The 17,873-nt window shown below is 51.5% G+C and carries 18 protein-coding genes; all 18 read left to right on the top strand.

Annotated elements, in window-relative coordinates; all coding sequences use genetic code 11:
- The 18 genes from AC1DLI_RS03185 (at position 1) to AC1DLI_RS03100 (ending at position 17,866) form a co-directional block, all read left to right on the top strand.
- Positions 1–858: a sensor histidine kinase gene (locus AC1DLI_RS03185; protein WP_477599590.1), complete on the top strand. Its 858-nt coding sequence runs from the start codon at positions 1–3 to the stop codon at positions 856–858.
- A complete protein-coding gene (locus AC1DLI_RS03180) occupies positions 855–1,556 on the top strand; it encodes a response regulator (protein ID WP_477599588.1) in 702 nt (233 codons plus the stop codon). Before AC1DLI_RS03185 ends, AC1DLI_RS03180 begins: the two co-directional genes overlap by 4 nt.
- A gap of 136 nt (positions 1,557–1,692) precedes the next feature.
- Positions 1,693–2,160: an ATP-binding protein gene (locus AC1DLI_RS03175; RefSeq protein WP_477599586.1), complete on the top strand. Its 468-nt coding sequence runs from the start codon at positions 1,693–1,695 to the stop codon at positions 2,158–2,160.
- A 17-nt stretch (positions 2,161–2,177) separates the two neighbouring features.
- Positions 2,178–2,522, top strand: a complete 345-nt coding sequence (locus AC1DLI_RS03170; protein ID WP_477599584.1) for an STAS domain-containing protein — start codon at positions 2,178–2,180, stop codon at positions 2,520–2,522.
- 37 nt (positions 2,523–2,559) lie between these two features.
- Entirely contained in the window at positions 2,560–3,795 is a 1,236-nt protein-coding gene (locus AC1DLI_RS03165; RefSeq protein WP_477599582.1) for a PP2C family protein-serine/threonine phosphatase, read from the top strand.
- Positions 3,796–3,826: 31 nt separating this feature from the next.
- The gene (locus tag AC1DLI_RS03160) at positions 3,827–6,037 is read left to right on the top strand and encodes an AAA family ATPase (protein ID WP_477599580.1); all 2,211 of its coding nucleotides are present in this window, start codon (positions 3,827–3,829) and stop codon (positions 6,035–6,037) included.
- A 178-nt stretch (positions 6,038–6,215) separates the two neighbouring features.
- The gene (locus tag AC1DLI_RS03155; RefSeq protein WP_477599578.1) at positions 6,216–6,794 is read left to right on the top strand and encodes a Pvc16 family protein; all 579 of its coding nucleotides are present in this window, start codon (positions 6,216–6,218) and stop codon (positions 6,792–6,794) included.
- 1 nt (position 6,795) lies between these two features.
- On the top strand, positions 6,796–7,587 hold the full coding sequence (locus tag AC1DLI_RS03150) for a hypothetical protein (protein ID WP_477599576.1): 792 nt from the start codon (positions 6,796–6,798) through the stop codon (positions 7,585–7,587).
- Between the two features lie 110 nt (positions 7,588–7,697).
- Positions 7,698–9,410 (top strand): phage tail sheath subtilisin-like domain-containing protein, encoded by a 1,713-nt coding sequence (locus AC1DLI_RS03145; RefSeq protein ID WP_477599574.1) that lies wholly within the window; start codon positions 7,698–7,700, stop codon positions 9,408–9,410.
- Positions 9,411–9,448: 38 nt separating this feature from the next.
- A complete protein-coding gene (locus tag AC1DLI_RS03140) occupies positions 9,449–9,883 on the top strand; it encodes a phage tail protein (RefSeq protein ID WP_477599572.1) in 435 nt (144 codons plus the stop codon).
- 128 nt (positions 9,884–10,011) lie between these two features.
- Entirely contained in the window at positions 10,012–10,392 is a 381-nt protein-coding gene (locus AC1DLI_RS03135; protein ID WP_028611985.1) for a hypothetical protein, read from the top strand.
- Positions 10,332–10,598, top strand: a complete 267-nt coding sequence (locus AC1DLI_RS03130; protein ID WP_477600055.1) for a DUF6760 family protein — start codon at positions 10,332–10,334, stop codon at positions 10,596–10,598. The genes AC1DLI_RS03135 and AC1DLI_RS03130 overlap by 61 nt, the downstream gene beginning before the upstream one ends.
- A gap of 9 nt (positions 10,599–10,607) precedes the next feature.
- Positions 10,608–11,069 carry a phage tail protein gene (locus AC1DLI_RS03125; protein ID WP_477599570.1) on the top strand — a complete coding sequence of 154 codons (462 nt, stop codon included), beginning with the start codon at positions 10,608–10,610 and terminating at the stop codon, positions 11,067–11,069.
- Between the two features lie 196 nt (positions 11,070–11,265).
- Positions 11,266–14,967, top strand: a complete 3,702-nt coding sequence (locus AC1DLI_RS03120) for a coiled-coil domain-containing protein (protein WP_477599568.1) — start codon at positions 11,266–11,268, stop codon at positions 14,965–14,967.
- A gap of 33 nt (positions 14,968–15,000) precedes the next feature.
- The gene (locus AC1DLI_RS03115) at positions 15,001–15,627 is read left to right on the top strand and encodes a CIS tube protein (protein ID WP_477599566.1); all 627 of its coding nucleotides are present in this window, start codon (positions 15,001–15,003) and stop codon (positions 15,625–15,627) included.
- Between the two features lie 4 nt (positions 15,628–15,631).
- Positions 15,632–16,717, top strand: a complete 1,086-nt coding sequence (locus tag AC1DLI_RS03110; protein WP_477599564.1) for a phage late control D family protein — start codon at positions 15,632–15,634, stop codon at positions 16,715–16,717.
- Complete coding sequence (locus AC1DLI_RS03105) at positions 16,714–17,442, top strand: phage baseplate assembly protein V (RefSeq protein ID WP_477599562.1); 729 nt, start codon at positions 16,714–16,716, stop codon at positions 17,440–17,442. The genes AC1DLI_RS03110 and AC1DLI_RS03105 overlap by 4 nt, the downstream gene beginning before the upstream one ends.
- A gap of 22 nt (positions 17,443–17,464) precedes the next feature.
- Positions 17,465–17,866, top strand: a complete 402-nt coding sequence (locus AC1DLI_RS03100; protein WP_477599560.1) for a GPW/gp25 family protein — start codon at positions 17,465–17,467, stop codon at positions 17,864–17,866.
- The last annotated feature ends 7 nt before the right edge of the window (positions 17,867–17,873 follow it).

The raw sequence follows: 17,873 nt of genomic DNA, 5'->3' as shown, positions 1-17,873 counted from the left end.
ATGTCGTATAAATGGCTAAAATGGCTGATTCTGTGGATTCCGACCGTTGCGATAGGTTTGTGGGAATATTTGCGCCATAGCTTGCTTCTTCCTTTCGTTTCAATGGATCTCGGAAATATCCTGGCTCCGGTATTTGTCTTCATCATTACGCTCACGCTGCTGCGGGCATTATTCGCAAAGCTTGAAAACATGCAGGAAACGCTGCAGCGCGAACGGATCATGAAGGCTGCCTTTGAGGAGCGCGAGCAGCTTGCGCGTGAGCTTCATGACGGGATATCGCAGTCGCTCTTTATGCTGTCGGTCAAGCTGGATAAGCTGGAGCGGGCAAAAACGGTGACCGTTGCACAGCAAACGACAGACCAAATTAGAAGGACGGTCAGGCATGTCTATGATGATGTCCGGCAGTCGATTGCCAATTTACATGATGCGCCGCTTCCCGCGGATCTGTCGTGGATGCAAAGCATTCATCATTTAACGGAGGAAATGGAGCAAACCTGCGGTATTCGCACAAAGGTCGAATGGAATGTGCAGGATGGCTTGTTCTCGCATAAACAGAAGGTCGAGCTGCTTGCCATTATGCGCGAAGCGCTGATGAACGTTCAGAAGCATGCAAAAGCAGAGCATATCCTCATTCGGTGCGGAAGCGAGCTCAATTCCGAGTTAAAGCAAAGCTTTTTCCGCTGCTTTATCTCGGATGACGGAATCGGCGCAGCTCAGGAGAAGCTTTATGAGAAAGGGAAATATGGCGTGAAAATGATGCAGGACCGAGCGGAGGCACTGGGCTGGAGCGTTACAGTGCAGGAAAGAAAGCCCGAAGGAACGACGGTAGAAATTAGCGGCAGGAGCGGGTCACAATGAGTGAAAAAGCAGTTCAGGTACGTGTTTTTTTGGTTGATGACCATCCGCACGGACGGGAAGGGATGCGCGATATCGTGATGGGCGACGACTCCTTCGCCGTAATTGGAGAGGCGGCAAGCGGCGAGGAAGCGATAGCCGTAATGGAAGAGATGAAGCCGGATTTGGTGCTCATGGATATCAACATGCCTGGCATGGGCGGCTTAGAGGCGACGCAGCAGCTAAAGCTTCTTATGCCTTCTTTGAAGATAGTAATGGTTACGGTATCGGATGACATCACGAATTTGTTCGAGGCGATTAAGCGCGGGGCGCAGGGTTATCTTCTCAAAAACCTGGCACCATCCGCATGGATCGAATACTTGCGGGCCATTTCCCTGGATGAAGCGCCAATGTCGAAGGAGCTTGCTTTTCGGCTGCTTCAAGAATTTTCGGCGAGTAAGCCAAAGGAAACAAAGAGGACAGCGAGCAAGGTGCAGTCGTTGAATAAGGATGCTGCGATTATGACCACTCCGCTTACCGAACGGGAGAAGGAGGTGCTTGAGCGAGTGGCGACCGGCGCTTCAAACCGCGAGATCGCAGGCGAGCTGGGCTTGTCAGAGCATACCGTCAAAAACCATCTCAAAAACATTTTGCAAAAGCTTCATCTTGACAATCGGGTCCAACTGACAAGATATGCCTTTGAACAGGGCCTGGTCGAATAGTGCGGAATCATGTCGACGGAGGCGTGAAATCATTTCGACAGCAATAGCAGGATTCCTACAAGTTTCGTAGAACTACTAGACTCGTGTCGTATAGACTTAAGAGCGGATAGGTCAGCTTCAAATTGGGGGGTAGTGAATGTCGAACGATTGGCAATTTCCCATCGATCGCGAAATTAAGCTGTGCAATCGAATGGATGAGCTTCAACGTTTAAATGAAGGGCTTGAAGAGATCGGCGCCGAAGTCGGCTGGCCGGAGCGAGCGGTTCTCGACCTATCCTTGGCCTGTGAGGAGCTTGTCGTCAATATCGTGAATTACGGCTTCCCATCCGGGGGAGAGCATCATATCGACGTCATCATCCAAGCCTCTCCGAGCAGCGTGGAAGTGAAGATAGAAGATGGAGGAGTACCCTTCAACCCTTTGCAGGAAGCGGACCCGCTGGCATTGCTGGAGCTTGAGCTGGAGGATCGTCCAATCGGGGGATTGGGTATTTTTTTTGTGAAACGATTAATGGATGACATTCATTACGAATATGCGGAAGGACTTAATCGCTTTCGCATGAGCAAACAATTTGCTTTCAAGGACAAAAACGACGATCAAGAGTAAGCGGGAGGATAAAAAACATGAACATAGAAGCAACTGAGCTGAACGGTGTCACGATTATTCCGCTTGAGGGCAGGCTGGACGGCAACAATGCCACGGTAGCGGAGCAGGCTTTCTTAAAGCTGTTAGAAGACGGTAAGCAGCAATTTATTTTTGATTTTACAAACCTTCAATACATAAGCAGCGCGGGTCTGCGCGTTATTCTAGTTGCAGCCAAGAAGCTGAGAGCTTCAAAGGGCCGCATGGTATGCGCTTGTCTTGGCGAGCAGGTGTATGACGTATTCGAAATGTCAGGTTTTACGACGATTTTGGAAATGGCGGCAACGCGGGAAGAGGCGCTCGAGAAAATAGGAGCAAACGCATAATGACTCTTGAGCGGAAGCTAGAAAGGCGGTACCGATCTTGTCTGGACTCTATTTAGTTATCGGTGCGGCGGGGCTGTGCGCTGCGGCATATCTGCTTGTTCGCAACCGTCGTCTTGCCGCTAAGCTAAAGCGCGCGGAAATGCTGTTCGATCTAAGCACGAAGTTCCACGACTCCCTCCATAAGCCGGAACTGCTGGACTCGGTAAGCGAGGCAGCGAGGCGGCTTATATTCGCCGATGAGGCGGCCGTAGGACTTGCTTCCGATTTCGAGATGCCGGAGAAAATGGACTTGATTCCGCAGGAGCTTGAAAGCAAAGGCAGCTTCATTGGAGGGAAGGTAACGGTACCGATGGTAGCCAGAGGCCGCAAGGTTGGTGTACTGGAGGCTACAGCAAAGAGCGGCAGGGCGCCGTTTAAAGAAGCCGACCTTGAAACGCTGACGAAATTTGCGGGGCCGCTTGCGCTTGCGCTCGATAACGCAAGGCTTTATGAGGCGCTGGAGGAATCGGTCAACGAGCTCCAGATCGCAACGCAGCTTAAAGACCGTTTGGAAAATGAGCTTCAAATTGCCGGCAGCATACAGCTCAGCTTTCTACCAACGACGATGCCCTCTGCGAATGAGCCGTTTGACGTGTGCGCGCTCTTGAAATCGGCCAAGGAGGTCGGCGGCGATTTTTATAACTTTTTCAAAATCGACGACGATCATCTCTTCTTTACGCTCGGAGACGTATCCGACAAAGGAATTCCGGCGGCGCTGTTTATGGCGATGACGCTCTCGCTTATCAAAGGGAAAATGAATTCAAATCTATCACCGGGCGAGCTGCTGGAGAAGGTGAACGATGAGCTATGTACAGACAATGCACAGCTATTCGCAACGATCGTATGCGGCGTGCTGAACATTGTAACCGGTGAGGTTGTACTGAGCGATGGCGGACATTGCACGCCTTACATTGTCAAAGAAGACGGAACCGTGCTTCCGATTAAACTGCCTAAGGGCATACCGCTGGGTTCCTTCCCGGAATTTACCTATAGGAATCAAACGATCGGCCTTGAACGCGGAGATCGGTTTGTGCTCTATACGGATGGCATTACCGAGGCGGAAAATGCGTCTCAAGAGCAGTACTCTACCAAACGCCTGCAGCAGTTTTTGTCACAAACCTCCGGCTATTCCAGCGCTGAAATCATTGATGCACTGCTGATGGACGTATTTATGTTCACGGACGGCGCGCCTCAATCCGACGACATTGCGGTATTATGCCTAATGCGCCGATAAGCGCAATGCACTTCGATAAGGGTGAACGATCATGCGATTATATGAAACAGGAATAGAATATTTACGTGACGAGCTCGCCGTGCTGGAGCGCGGAATACGCATTCTTATTGCCGATTTTGAAAGCAAGGAGATTGACGGCCAGACACCGATGTCCATGCGCGGGCTGATGGTTAGTCCGGCGGATATCGAACGCTCGCTGCTGGAAAGCGAACAGCATGAGGAGGATGAGTCTCTTGCCTCGTTTAGACGTTTCCGCCTGGAAGCGGAGCAAGAAATTGCACAAACCGTTAATATCAGCATAAGCGAAGGGACGAAGCTCCCGTTCGCTTATTTGTCATGGAGCCTACAGCTGAGCAATTGGGAAAAGCGCTGTGTTTTGTTATGTCTTGCTGCGGAGCTTGACGCCCGTTATGAGAGCTGGTTCGGCTATTTAAACGATGACGTCACGCTTCGGGTGCCTACGGCTGAGCTTGCGCTTCGTTTGCTCGGGGATTATGAGATGGATGTTGATCCCGCGCGTTCGCAGCTGGCGGGTTACTCGACCTTAAGCAGATTCGTGCTTCGTTCAGACAAGGGGGCAGCCGCCGCCGAAAGAAGCACGCTCAAGCAGCCGCTGCGCATGGATCCCCGTATTATTTCGTTTTTGCTAGAAACCGAGACGCTAGATTCGAGAATAGCCGACATTTGTACAATCTATCATCTGAATGAGCCAGCGCCTAAGCTGGCATTCGATCAAGAGCTGCAAGAAAGCCTGCGGCAGGCGGTGCAGCTGGAGCGTAAGCGTAACGGAATACAAGCTCCGAATGAGCACATTACGAATCGTTTCTTACCGTTTATTCAGCTAAGCGGACCTTCAGGCTCTGGCAAGAAGCTTCATGCCAGGCTGCTGGCCGAAGCATTAGAACAGCCGCTGCTGCTGGTTAAAGTGGAAAAGCTTGCGCGCGACGCGGATGTTATGGCAGAGCAGCTGAGGCATATCGTGCGCGAGGCGCTGCTGTCTGGTGCGCTGCTCTGTATGGATGAAGGCGCAAGCGATGCTCCCGCAGCAGAGGGTTGGCCGATCCGGCAGGAACCGATTCGTGCAGCGCTGGCTTCCTATGCGGAGGTATCCCGGTTTCCTGTCGTCCTCTGGCTGACGCGGCTGGAAAGACGTTCTTCGCTGCTTCCGCTGCCTGCGTTTGCAGCTTTGATGAATGAATCGGTTCACATTCCGAATGCCGAAGTTCGTTTGCAGCTATGGCAGCGCTGCAGTCAAGAAGATGCGGATCAGGAGCTGCTGAAGCGATTGGCTGACAAGTATGCCTTCACGGCAGGACAAATTGCAGGAATGAGCCGACAAGCGGAGAGGCTTGCCGCTCGGAGACAGCATGGGATGCCTACGCTTGAGGATTACGCATCTGCCTCAAGAACTCAGGTTCAGCACCGCTTGTCGGAGCTTGCGGAGAAGCAAAAGCTGGTTCGGCAATGGGATAATCTTATTCTGCCAGATGAACCGCTTGAGCTGCTCAAGGACGCCTGCAGCAGGCATAAGTACAGCGAGACCGTTTTTAATCGTTGGGGCTTTGGCCGTAAGCTTCCTTATGGACGCGGCTTAAGCATGCTGTTTGCGGGTCCTCCCGGCACAGGAAAGACGATGGCTGCCGAAGTCGTTGCCGGAGAACTAGGACTTGAGCTATACCGCATTGATCTCTCTCGTGTCGTGAGCAAGTATATCGGCGAGACGGAGAAAAATTTGCGCGAGCTGTTTGCGGAAGCGGAAAATAGCGGTGCGATCCTGTTTTTTGATGAAGGAGATTCCTTGTTCGGCAAACGAACGGAAGTTAAGGATTCGAATGACAGGTTCGCGAATATGGAAGCGGCTTATTTGCTCCAGCGTATCGAAACCTTCGACGGCGTTTCTATCCTTGCGACGAACTTGCTCCAAAATATGGATGAAGCTTTTTTGCGCAGAATGCAGGTTATCGTAAAATTCCCGTTTCCGGATGCGGCGCAGCGGGAGCAAATATTCCGTTCGCTACTGCCTAAAGAAGCACCGCTGGATCCGGATCTCGACCTGCCGTTTCTGGCATCACGTGTTGACGCCTCCGGCGGGCATATCAAAAACATCGTCTTGTCGGCAGCATTTATGGCAGCAGCAGAGCAAGTGCCGATCGGCATGCGGCATATGGTACGGGCAACGAGGCAGGAGCTTCACAAAATGGGGAAAATTGTCGTCAAAGAGTCCTTCGAGCCCTACAATTAACAAATTTCAATCGCCCGATTTTCATAGTGTGCGGGCATCAATTATAAAATCTTACTCAATGCGTGCGAAATTGACAAAAAATGAGTAATTTTGCGTAGTCAATTGGTAGTAGAGAAGCTATAATAGAATTCGTATACAAATAAAGATATCATTATGTTTTTTTGGGAGTGATAGGCTAATGGGAGGATATACGGTAATTGCGGATTTGGGAGCCAGCTTGCTGCGCTTGCTACGTGATCATCTTACGCCTGACCCTGTGCCTCGCCCTGACCTGATCGGCATGGCTTCGCCCCGTGATGCAGGCGATCTTGCGCTTTCCTTGTTTCTATTCAACGTTAAGGAAAATGGCGAAGCGCGTCGAACCGGCATGGTGGATCGTGGAGGCGTACTTCAGTACCCGCCGCAGGCGCTGGATTTTTATTTTATGATGACAGCGCATTCCAATGCGGATCGATTAACAAAGTCGTTAGATGAGCATCGCATATTAGGACGTGCGATGCAGGTGCTATATGATAACGCTGTTCTGAGCGGCCCATATCTAGAGGGCACGCTGGCTGAGAGCAGCGGTGCGATAAGACTGACTTTAATGAGCATGGAGGGTGAAGAGCTGATGAAGCTCTGGCAGTTCGGCGATTTGCCTTACAAGCTTTCTGTGGTCTACCGCGTCGGTCCTGTCATGCTCGATTCTAATCGAGTCAAGCCGGTTTCCCGTGTCGTCGAGCGCCATATTGTGCTCAAGGAAAAGGGCGGTGGCTGATTTGTCACAGATTCGGTCCGTTAGTATTACACGCTGCTCGCTAGTCGTATCACCCATCGACGTATGGACAAGGCGGCTTCCAGCGCCCTCTGCGCTGATTGTCACACTCGAAGGCGTCCATAAGAAGCCTATTCGGAAGCCTGATGGGACTTATTTGTTTTTAGACCTTTCACCAGGGAACTACACACTCACAGTCACCTCACCTGCATTTATACCCTTTAAGCAAACAATTGAAACAGCTTCTTTACCAAAATTAAATCCAGTTGTCACCGTTCCGCTCCTGCCAGGTCCCGGCTATGCTTATCCCGCAGCCTCGACAGCGCTTGCATTTCCATTATGCGATGCGTCTGGGTCTCCTTGCGCAGGCGCGATAGTATGGGCTTTTGCTAGCGAGGATGCGGCGGCAAGAGGACGAGTTGCTCAGGATTCTCTCCTTGCTGGAGCAGAAACGGTCATCATCGGACTATTGCAAGGACAGACGGTTGCCGGCGAGAGCCTGCTCCTTCGCGGACAAGGCAACGAAGAGCTTGTGCGTGTTGCCGAAGTTTTGCCCGGAGGCGGGCTCAGGTTTGAGCAGCCGGTAAAAGAAAGCTATCGCAGGGGCGCATCGCTGTTGCCTGCGGTACAAACGCGCAGCGGGCATAACGGCATCGTCATCCTCCCGTTTCGCGGCACGCTGCCGCGCACCTTTGCGGTTAAAGCCTTCGCAAAGTCCGAGCGCGGCAGCGCTGCGGCCGAGCTGACAGCGCGAGCCGGAGAAGTAATAACCGCGCAGGCCTTAATCCTTCAGTAGATTAAGAGGATTAGGAATACTGCCGCATTCCATTTGGTCTTGGGGTTGACACAGGAGAAGTGCGCCTGCCGTTACCTAATACATAAATAGATTCAGAGAGGAGATCACACATGGCTGAGTATTTATCGCCAGGCGTCTATGTGGAGGAATTCGAGAGCGGCGCCAAACCGCTGGAGGGTGTTAGTACAAGCACAGCGGGCTTTATCGGTCTTGCTGCTCGCGGACCAGTCGAAGGATTGCCGCAGCTTATTACGAGCCCAGCAGATTTTGGACGCGTATACGGTTCCTATTTATCTGAAAATGCTTTCGGCTCATACCGTTTTCTTGCTTATGCTGTTAACCAGTTTTTCACAAACGGAGGCTCCCGCTGCTATATTACCCGGGTAGCGCCGTCGGATGCAAAAACAGCTTCTAACGAAGCGCAAAAGGATTCTGTTCTCTCTATCGCCGCTAAGAACCCAGGCGCTTGGGGAAATCAGGTTCGTGCGGTTATCGTGCCTGCAAGCAAAGCCAAAACACCGATTTTTGAAGCAAGCGAGGGCAATCGTTACCGCGTGAAAAACGCAGCAGGCTTCTATGCAGGCGATGTCGTTGTCTTCACAAACGGAACGGAGAAGCAATACAACCGCATCGTATCCGTGCATGATCAAGTCATCGAACTTGCGGATGCGCTTAAAGGCGACGTTGTTGATACTGCGCTTGTTCCAACCAAAGTACTTAGCACATCGGAGTTTACTCTGAACGTGCTTTACGGCACAGAGTCGGAAACCTACGAGAAGGCATCGCTTAACCCAGAGGCGCCGAACTATGTAGAGAAGCTGATCTCGCGTTCTAATATCGTTGAGGTGCAGGTGCTGAAGGTATCGGATGCCAGCGTTGCTCCGCTTGAGCAAATTGCAGGCTCCGAGACGGCCGCTTTTGAAATTTTGCTCTCGGGCGGAAGCGACGGTACGGCAGCAAGCCTATCGGCTGCCGATTTTATCGGCGAAGACTTCGGTCCCGGCAAAAGAACGGGTATCCAATCATTTATCGATAACGATGTTGTCAGCATTATGGCGATTCCAGGGGTAACTGACCCGAACGTCCAGCTGTCGCTCGTTGCGCATTGCGAAATTTTGGGTAGCCGCTTCGCGATTCTCGATCTTCCACGCGAGGCGACGAAGGTTCAGGATGTACTCGCTCATCGCGATCTATTTGATTCGAGCTACTGCGCATTGTACAATCCGTGGCTGCAAGTGTTCGATCCGCTCGACAAACGCAATATTTTTGTACCGCCGTCCGGTACGATCGCAGGGGTTTACTCCCGTTCGGATACGACGCGCGGCGTTCAGAAAGCTCCGGCAAACGAAACGCTTCGCGGCGTAGTCGGCCTGGATGTGCAATACAACAACGGCGAGCAGGATATTCTTAACCCTGCGGGCGTCAACCTGATCCGCGCGTTTACCGGCCAAGGTATCCGCGTATGGGGTGCACGTACATGCTCGTCCAATTCGCTATGGAAATATATCAACGTGCGCCGTTTGTTTATTTTCATCGAGGGCTCCATCAAAAACGGTTCAAGCTGGGTCGTATTCGAACCGAATACCGAGCAGCTATGGGCCCGCGTACAGCGTACAATCGATGCTTTCTTGACTCGCGTATGGCGTGACGGCGCTTTGTCGGGCACCAGTCCTTCAGAAGCCTTTTATATTGAAATCGGACGTTCCACGATGACGCAGGACGACATCGATAATGGACGTTTGGTTTGCGTAATCGGCGTAGCGCCGGTGAAACCAGCTGAATTTGTCGTGTTCCGCATCACCCAGAAGACAGGCTCGGAATAATAATTAGCTTCCATATCGAATAACGGAAGGGGATCCACATGCCAGGAGATCGTATTGATCCATATCGCAATTTTAGATTTCGTGTAGAAGTAGAAGGTCTTGAGCAAGCAGGATTTAGCGAGGTTTCCGGTTTCGAGGCAACCTTTGATGTTGTTGAATACCGCGAGGGAAATGAAGTTATTACGCCCCGCAAGCTTCCAGGCTTGATCAAATATGGCAACATTACTTTAAAATGGGGCACGACGGAATCCATGGAGCTTTATGAATGGCTTCAGGAATGCGCAGAAGGCACGATTGAACGTAAAACCATTACGATTATCGCGCTTGATGAAGAAGGCGAAGACGTGGCAACATGGCAGGTTATCGAAGCTTGGCCGGTAAAATATACCGCGCCTACCTTTAACGGTACCGGCAATGAGGTTGCGCTCGAGTTGATCGAATTCGCGCATGAGGGCTTGACGCGCACCGCGTAAGATAAAGTAACTAGAGTTAGCTTTTTGGCGAACAAGGGATGGCAGCGGGCGAGGAATCGTGCGCTCCTCTCTTGTTTTCCTCATTTTTAAAAGTAGAAGCCACAGGAAATGATTGGAGTGATGTATCAATGGCATTTCAAACGGAATACGAATTTGAATTACCGCGCGGCTACGTGGATGATCAAGGGAATCTGCATCGGCGGGGCGTCATGCGGCTTGCAACGGCAGCGGACGAGATTTTGCCGATGAAGGACCCTAGGGTGCAGTCCAATCCGAGCTATTTGACGGTTATTTTGATGGCCAGAGTCGTTACGAAGCTGGGCGATGTCAGACATATCGATACGAAGCTCATTGAGAAGCTGTTCACGGCCGATCTTGCTTATCTGCAAAATTTGTATCGCCAAATTAACGATTTAGAAGCGCCTAAGGTGCTAACTGCTTGTCCGAAATGCGATCACGAGTTCGAGGTGGCTGTCGATTTTTTGTCCTTAACGGAAGCTCTCTCTTAGGTTACCCGGTTGACCGGCTGTACGAGGAGGTAGGCTTCGTCGCATATTATTTCCATTGGACGCATGACGACATCATGAATATGGAGCATGCCGAGCGCCGTCGCTGGTGTGATGAAATCTCCAAAATCAATCGCAAGATGAATGATGACACTGACAGCAGCAGCAGCAGCAAGAAAAACATTTTCGACGTATTCGGAAAGAGGTGACGCTGCGCTATGGCAGTCATGAAGGGGCAAGAGCAAGGTCGCTTTCACGATGTAGCGACAACGTTTAAATTTTGGGTGGAGCTCGACGATATCTTTGTAGCAGGCTTCTCCGAGGTTTCGGGGCTGGAGGCGGAAACGGAAATTGAGGAATACCGCGAAGGCGGGGTGAACGGTTACGTTCATAAGCTGCCTAAGGGCGTTCGGTTTCCGAATCTCGTATTACGCAAAGGGATGACCAAATCGCCCGCGCTTTGGAGCTGGTACGAGAGCACCATCGATGGAACGATCGACCGCAAAACCGGCGCGATTGTGCTGCAATCCGCTGATGGAACGGAGTTTGGACGCTGGAGTTTTTTTGACGCTTACCCGGTTAAGTGGACAGGGCCGCAGCTTAATGCCAGCACAAGCGATGTAGCCGTTGAAACGATTGAAATTATTCATAGCGGCTTGTACGGTGATTTTCAGGCGTGAGTTTAGTTAAGCAGCGCCTTTGGATTGAGAGATAGCGTTGGTTTTCATAAAGGTTGATAAGCAGCTTAAAAGAGACCATGAATGACCGCTATTTTGCGGTAAAGCGGGTTATGCGTCCAAATAAAGGACTTTTTTTCCTTTATTCTGATAGATGCAGCGCGTGATTCATTTGAATTCGAATAGGAGGATGCAGCGGATGAAACGTATAGCGGACCGAACGAGTAAAGCAGTGACAAAGCAATCGACGTCGGTTCAGCCGTTTGCCGGAGGCATCTTAAATAAATATAAAACAAGCGCGGGACGCAATAAGTTTGAACGGGTTGCCATGTCTCATGTGCTTAAAAGCCAACCTAGCATTACGCAGCAAACCTTGCATATCCAAGTATTGGCACCAAAGGCTCCGACGCCGAAGCAAAGCAGCATTAAGAAAGCTGCGCCAAGCCCGGAGCGCAGGGTCGAGAGAAGGATCGAACGCGAGCGAGTGACGGTAGTGCGTGAAAAAATTGTGTTCCGAGACGTGACGCATGTCATTAAGGAACAAAGAACAGTAAGAGAAATAGCAATGACGCAGCCTGCTGCCGGAGAAAGTACGGCCGAGGCGAAACGAAGCTTGAGCAGCTCCAAGCTGTTGGAGGCTAAAGTAGAGAGCAGCGTCAAACAGATAAATAAGACGGTCCAGAGCAGCAAGCTGCAAGCGGGAAAATCTGTTGATATAAGCAATAAGCAGTTGGAGAAGGCGGTTCAGAGCCTTAACAAGCAAGCGGAAAAGAATAGAGTTACCAGCCAGAGCCAGCTGGATAAGAACCGGCAAAACAGCAATAAGCAGACGTCAGGAAAGTCAGTAGAGCGCAGTGTTATACAGCGAGACAAGAAAAGTGACAGCAGCACGGAACATTTGGAAAAACCTATGCATGGCGAAATAGGCCCGGCAAAGGTTAAACGTGAATTATCGCAGGGAACGATACCGCAAGCTGCCGGCATGCCGGTCAAAGCATGGACGGCGGAGCAGCAAGCGGATTATTATAAATGGCTGCAAGCGAAGCTTCAGCCAGGCATTGTCATACAATCGATTCGCAGACTGGAGGAGTTAAGAAAACCTCTGGAAAAGGCACGGGTGCAGCTTTTGCCTTCATCCGGCAAAAGCCCTGGAAGCTCGGCGCTGCAGCTTACGAATGCGAGGCGAGCAGTCCTTCGGCAGGAGCAGCCGGCCGAGGCAGCAAGGCAGGAAGCGGAGAGAAGCGCCGCGAGTGCGGGTTTGGAGCAGCGGGAGGCAGCGAAGCGGGCCGAAGCTGTGAGGCATGAGGCGGAGAGAAGCGCCGCGAGTGCGGGTTTGGAGCAGCGCGAGGCGGCGAAGCGGGCCGAAGCTGTGAGGCATGAGGCGGAGAAGAGTGCAAACCGAGCAAGTCAAAATAGACGGCAAGCTTTAGAGCATCGTAAGGATCAACAGCAAGGAAGCGAGCAAACGGAGGAAACGGGAAGAGCTGCCACGCACAGAAATGAGCATCGTGAGGGAGCGGCTGCCTCTCGCTTGACAACAAACGCTGCCCGTTCAGCGATTAAGCCGTTTGAAACGAGCATAGCTCGTCAGTCCGGCGATTGGGTTATCACAGGCTCGGTAGCTGATCATAACCGGATCAGGCTGCAGCTGTTGACGCTGCTGCGCAAGCCGCAGACTTCGGCAGTAGAAACGAATCAGAGCACGGGCGCGAACAGCAGGGCGATTTCAGCCAAGCGCTTCATTCATCGAACTCAGCGCGAGCAAGCGGAGCAGTCCCTTGCAAACGATCATTTACATATAGCAAATCCAAGCACGCCAGGCAGGACAAATCAAGTCTTGCCTTCCGATAAACCATCAACAAAGGCCACAGATTCAGCTAATGGCCTCCCGGCAAGGAAGCCGGAAACCGTTGCTGTCACGAATAGCAGCGCGTCTTCCGCAGCTGCCAATGAGTCCAAAGCACAAGCAAAGCATCAAGGACAGCATAGAAATAAAAAGCCTGACGCTGCGGCAACCGATTATTTTAAAGCGGCAGGCATAGGCAAAAGCAGCTCAGCTGCAAAGCCAGCGCAGCTGATTTTGCGGCGCTTTGAGGAAAGGTTCATGCAGCAAGCAGCTGAGCCTCGTCTATCGCAGTTGAAACGGCAAGCGGCGGCAGACAGCATAAACCGCCCGCCAGCATCGAGATCCCAGCACTTATCTGGGTCAACGAGCAACCATCAGGACAGGAATGCGAATGCGGCTGCGCGCGGCCGCAAGGCTGTCATTCACAGAAAAGCATCGGCTCAGCCGATGCCTAGACCAGAGCAGGAGCAGGACAATACCGTCGCTGCCCCTGCTAAAACAGAAGTTAAAGGATCAGCTAATACACTGAATCATTCGTTGACTAGAGCAATAACTGATACGCCAGCGGAAGCTTTGCTGCTGACCAAATCGCCAGCTAACATGCAAAACGGAGAGAAAGCGGATTCTGAAGCGGAGCGGCAGCTTGCGGCACGCGGGCAATTGCTCGCCAGAGAAACTGGCAAGAGAACAAAGCTTATGCAAGGCGCACTTAGGCTTTCGCATAAGCAGCTGCGGACTACGTTTCCAGAAACGGGATCATCAACAGGGAATAGTATGCAGCACAAAAAACGCGCAGGGACATTGTCCACTTCCGGGAATAACGGGGCGGCTGGTAACGGGTTTGTGATAGCTAGCCATAAAGGGCGTCGCAAGAATGGGCAGAATACAGAGTTGATGCCGTCCAAAGTCGTTCCGGCTGTACGGAGCATGTCCGAGGCAGGCAAACAAGCTGATCTATCTAAACAATCACCGGCAATGCCAAACGATATTGCGAGCGAGCCTATTCAGCCTGTAAAAGCCGCACTTGTTCAGAGGGAAGATACGCGAATGGAGCCGCTCATTGTCAGGGCGGTTCCAAGTCCTGGCAGAACCGAGCAAGCTGCAGATCCAAAAGCGGGTACGCCGGTTTCATCGCAGCTTCCTAAGGCAGCAGCTTCAAAGTTCCAAAGACAACCCGCAGCTGTTTTGAATCGGATTGCTTCCGCAAGCTTAGTGCAGCGTTCCACACGCGGTAAAGTGAAGGCGTCCGGCAGTGCTGCACCCTTTACCAAAGCAGCAAAACAATCCTTAACTGCTTCAACCGAAGCAGTGACAAGGCAATCGAGGCGCTCGGATCTGCAGGGATCTTCCGATGCAGCTGTCAAGGCATCCGCGTCGCTGAGGGCTTATCCGGCTTTAAGTGTACAGAAGAAAGTTTCCACAGGAGCTGGGGATGCGAATCAGGATGTAGGCGCTTCTCGGCGAACCGTGGTACAGCCATCCAGTATCAGCAGCCCTTACACCGCGGGCTTGAATAAGTTGGTTCAGAAAGCTCAGCCAACCGCATTCTCAAGTAGAGGCATGCAAGCCGGGAGCCGGATGTTTGAAACGATTCAGCGGCGCTCGGCAAGCGCGAGCAGCGCGGCAGCTGCACAAGTAAGGAATTTGACAGCTTTGCAAGGTTTAACGACAGTCGTGCAGGCAGGCGATAACGGGAGCAGCGGCACGGTTTTGCCAGCTGGCCCGGCCAACGAGCAAGTCAGGCTAAGCTATGCAGCGGCTGCCGGCAACCGCAACGGAATCGGAGCAGCCGCATTTCAATCGGGCGATAGCAGCTCGTTTCCGTCCGCCGATCGGGGCGGGATGCCTACGCTTTCGCATCATAAGCCGAAGCAAGCAGCCCCACAGGAGCCGCCGCGGCAGGTGAAGGTAGATGCACCGCGGGAGCTTGACCCTGAGAAACTGCAAAAAATGATCATGAAAATACCGCAGCTTCGTCCAGAAGCGATTGCGGATCAAGTATATAAAGCATTAGAGCGGAAGATGAAGCTGGAGCAGCGAAGACGAGGCTACTAGAACTAGAATGGCCGGATGAGGAGGGAATGGCGAATGGCATTAAGCAAAGCGCAGTTTTGGATTTTTCGAGCAAAGGAAACCGAGAAGGTAGACGTACTGTTTAACCCGACTGAATACGAAATGGAATCCGGCAACCAATATTCAGAGAAGGAAATCGCGGGCTTACAAACCCCGCTCTCCCAGTTCACGAGCGGTGACCGGACGACTTTGACGCTTAATTTGTTTTTTGATACCTATGAAGCAGGCATTGATGTGCGCACCCATACCTCCAAAATCGTTGGTATTCTCGATGTGGATTCGGATCTTCATACGCCGCCAACCTGTAAATTCATTTGGGGCTCCCTTGATTTTAAAGGCGTAATTACGAGTATTTCGCAAAAATACACCATGTTTCTGGAGACGGGCATACCCGTACGTGCTTCATTAACGGTCGTGATGCTCAGCTCGCAAACGATGAAGGAGCAGTACCAAGAAATTCCGCGCCAATCGGCTGATCGGACCAAACAGAAAACCGTCAAGCAGGGCGATCAGCTCTGGTCGATCGCCGCCGAGGAATATGAAGATCCGGGTGCATGGCGGCATATTGCGGAGGCGAATGGGATCGATAACCCGCGTATGCTGCTATCCGGAAGAAGCTTAACGATTCCGAGATTGGAGTGATGACGTGCCTGTAAACTCCTTTGAGGATTTGGAATCCAAATACGGCGATTTTAGCGCACCGGAAACCGATATTTTAATAGAAGGCCAGTTAATCAGATTATTAGATATGGCGATCGAATGGGTCGATGTGGAGCAAACGACGGATGCCCAGGCCGACGTGGCCCGTTTTTCGATCTCAAATGGTTATATTTGGAGCGAGTCCCGGATGCAATGGGTCGGATCAACGATTGCGGTGGGCAAGAAGCTGCAAATAAAGCTTGGCTACGCGGATAAGAAATCGCTCGTTTTTGACGGCATTATTACGGGCTATTCGATCGATTTCCCATCGAACGGCAGCCCGACGATTACCGTAACAGCGATGGACCGTTCCTTTCTCTTAATGAAGACCTCGCACTCTAAGGTGTGGAATCAAATGAAGGATACCGATGTGGTACGGCAAATTGCAGGCAACTACGGACTATCCGTTGATCTGGACGATACGACGGTTACGAAAAAAACAATCGAACAAATCGGGGTCAGCGACTATCATTTTATCCGCTCGCTAGCGATGGATAATGATAGGCATTTCTACGTAACTGCATCAAAGCTTTATTTTAAAAAGCCGAAAACCTCAGGTGATCCGCTCATTGCGCTTAAGTACGGAAAGAATCTCGTGCAGTTTACGTTAAACGTCGATGCCTCCAGCCAGACTTCTCAGGTCAAGGTACGCGGCTATGATGTTGATAAAATGCTAGCGATAGAGTCAGTCGCGAGCTCTGTTACCATTATCGGCGGGAACTCGAAAAGCGGACCAAGCGTAGCGAGCATGCTATCCAATCAAAAAATAGAGGTCGTATACACGCAGGCTGCATCACAGGATGAGGCGCAGTCGCTCGCAAAAGCAATGCTGGATCGCATATCGCGCGAGCTCGTGATTGGACATGGCACCTCAATCGGCTTTCCCGAGCTAAAGCCGGGCGAATTAATTAAAATCGAGGGACTTGGCAGCGAAAAGCTGGACCAGGTTCTGCGGCTGACGAAGGTTACGCATAAGCTTGATGCAGCAAACGGATATATGACTTATTTTGAGACGGAGGGGAATGCGATATGAGCACGATGTTTCCTGGATTTTTTGACCAGCATCAGCGCTCCATGCAATCCGAACAGTTATCCGGCGTGTGGAATGCCATCGTTACCGATAACAAGGACCCCGATAAGCTCGGCCGCGTAAAAGTGAAGTTTCCTCTGCGCGAAGGCGAGCTGCAGACTGATTGGGTTCGCGTCGCTACCTTAATGGGCGGAAATGACATGGGTTCTCTCTTTTTGCCGGAGGTGAATGACGAAGTTCTGGTTGCCTTCTTGATGGGGCGGCTGGATCAGCCGATTGTCATCGGATCGTTATGGAGTAAAAAACAAAAGCCGCCGGCGCCGAACGATAAAAACGACGTCCGTAAAATCAAGACGAAGACCGGGCATGAAATTACGTTTGATGATACGGACAGCGCAGGCACGGTAACGATAAAAACTTCCAAAGGGCATAACATCACCTTCGCGGATAAGGAAAAGACCGTTACGGTTGAAACACAGGATAAGCAGCAGTCGATCAAGCTGGATGAAACCGGCAAGAAGGTGACCATCAAATGCGGGACAACCTCGACGATTGAGATGAATGGACAAGGTGATCTCAAGGTGACGGGCACAAAGTCGGTTACCGTGAAGGGCACGCAGGTGAAGGTAGAGGCGGACGCTTCGCTGACGCTTCAATCAAACGGAATGCTGGAAGTCAAAGCCAGCGGCATTTTGTCGCTAAAGGGCGCAATGGTCAAAATTAATTAATGCTAGAGAGGGGCAGCAGCCTATGTCGGCATCGTTTTTGGGAAAAGGATGGAAATTTCCTGTTCAAGTTGACGCGACTACTGGCCGTATTCGCATGGCGGAAGGCGAAGAGGATATCGAAGAATCGATCCGAATTATCATTCGCACATCGAAGGGCGAGCGTCTGATGCGTCCCGACTTTGGCTGCGGCCTAAGAGATTTTGTGTTTGGTACGATGGATGAAACTTCGCTTCGGCTAATCGCCAGCGATGTGCAGGAAGCGATTCGGATTTGGGAGCCAAGGGTGAAGGATGTAGAAGTAGAGGTAAAGCCCGATCGGCACAATAACGGCCGCGTGCTGATGAGCGTCTCCTATGCCGTAAGATCGACAAACAATCTATTTAATCAGGTCTTTCCTTTCTATTTGGAGGAAGGAACGAAATAACGGGAGC

The sequence above is a fragment of the Paenibacillus sp. 01T443 genome (assembly GCF_056398325.1).
Note: the sequence above shows the minus strand (reverse complement) of the source record. Positions and strands in the feature narration are given on the sequence as shown.

What these genes read in the sequence shown, in the direction of transcription:
- AC1DLI_RS03160 (WP_477599580.1), top strand. Translation starts at nt 3,827, where the DNA reads ATGCGATTATATGAAACAGGAATAGAATATTTACGTGACGAGCTCGCC.
- AC1DLI_RS03170 (WP_477599584.1), top strand. Translation starts at nt 2,178, where the DNA reads ATGAACATAGAAGCAACTGAGCTGAACGGTGTCACGATTATTCCGCTT.
- AC1DLI_RS03115 (WP_477599566.1), top strand. Translation starts at nt 15,001, where the DNA reads ATGGCATTAAGCAAAGCGCAGTTTTGGATTTTTCGAGCAAAGGAAACC.
- AC1DLI_RS03130 (WP_477600055.1), top strand. Translation starts at nt 10,332, where the DNA reads ATGCGATCACGAGTTCGAGGTGGCTGTCGATTTTTTGTCCTTAACGGA.
- AC1DLI_RS03145 (WP_477599574.1), top strand. Translation starts at nt 7,698, where the DNA reads ATGGCTGAGTATTTATCGCCAGGCGTCTATGTGGAGGAATTCGAGAGC.
- AC1DLI_RS03100 (WP_477599560.1), top strand. Translation starts at nt 17,465, where the DNA reads ATGTCGGCATCGTTTTTGGGAAAAGGATGGAAATTTCCTGTTCAAGTT.
- AC1DLI_RS03125 (WP_477599570.1), top strand. Translation starts at nt 10,608, where the DNA reads ATGGCAGTCATGAAGGGGCAAGAGCAAGGTCGCTTTCACGATGTAGCG.
- AC1DLI_RS03185 (WP_477599590.1), top strand. Translation starts at nt 1, where the DNA reads ATGTCGTATAAATGGCTAAAATGGCTGATTCTGTGGATTCCGACCGTT.
- AC1DLI_RS03155 (WP_477599578.1), top strand. Translation starts at nt 6,216, where the DNA reads ATGGGAGGATATACGGTAATTGCGGATTTGGGAGCCAGCTTGCTGCGC.
- AC1DLI_RS03175 (WP_477599586.1), top strand. Translation starts at nt 1,693, where the DNA reads ATGTCGAACGATTGGCAATTTCCCATCGATCGCGAAATTAAGCTGTGC.
- AC1DLI_RS03180 (WP_477599588.1), top strand. Translation starts at nt 855, where the DNA reads ATGAGTGAAAAAGCAGTTCAGGTACGTGTTTTTTTGGTTGATGACCAT.
- AC1DLI_RS03120 (WP_477599568.1), top strand. Translation starts at nt 11,266, where the DNA reads ATGAAACGTATAGCGGACCGAACGAGTAAAGCAGTGACAAAGCAATCG.
- AC1DLI_RS03135 (WP_028611985.1), top strand. Translation starts at nt 10,012, where the DNA reads ATGGCATTTCAAACGGAATACGAATTTGAATTACCGCGCGGCTACGTG.
- AC1DLI_RS03105 (WP_477599562.1), top strand. Translation starts at nt 16,714, where the DNA reads ATGAGCACGATGTTTCCTGGATTTTTTGACCAGCATCAGCGCTCCATG.
- AC1DLI_RS03140 (WP_477599572.1), top strand. Translation starts at nt 9,449, where the DNA reads ATGCCAGGAGATCGTATTGATCCATATCGCAATTTTAGATTTCGTGTA.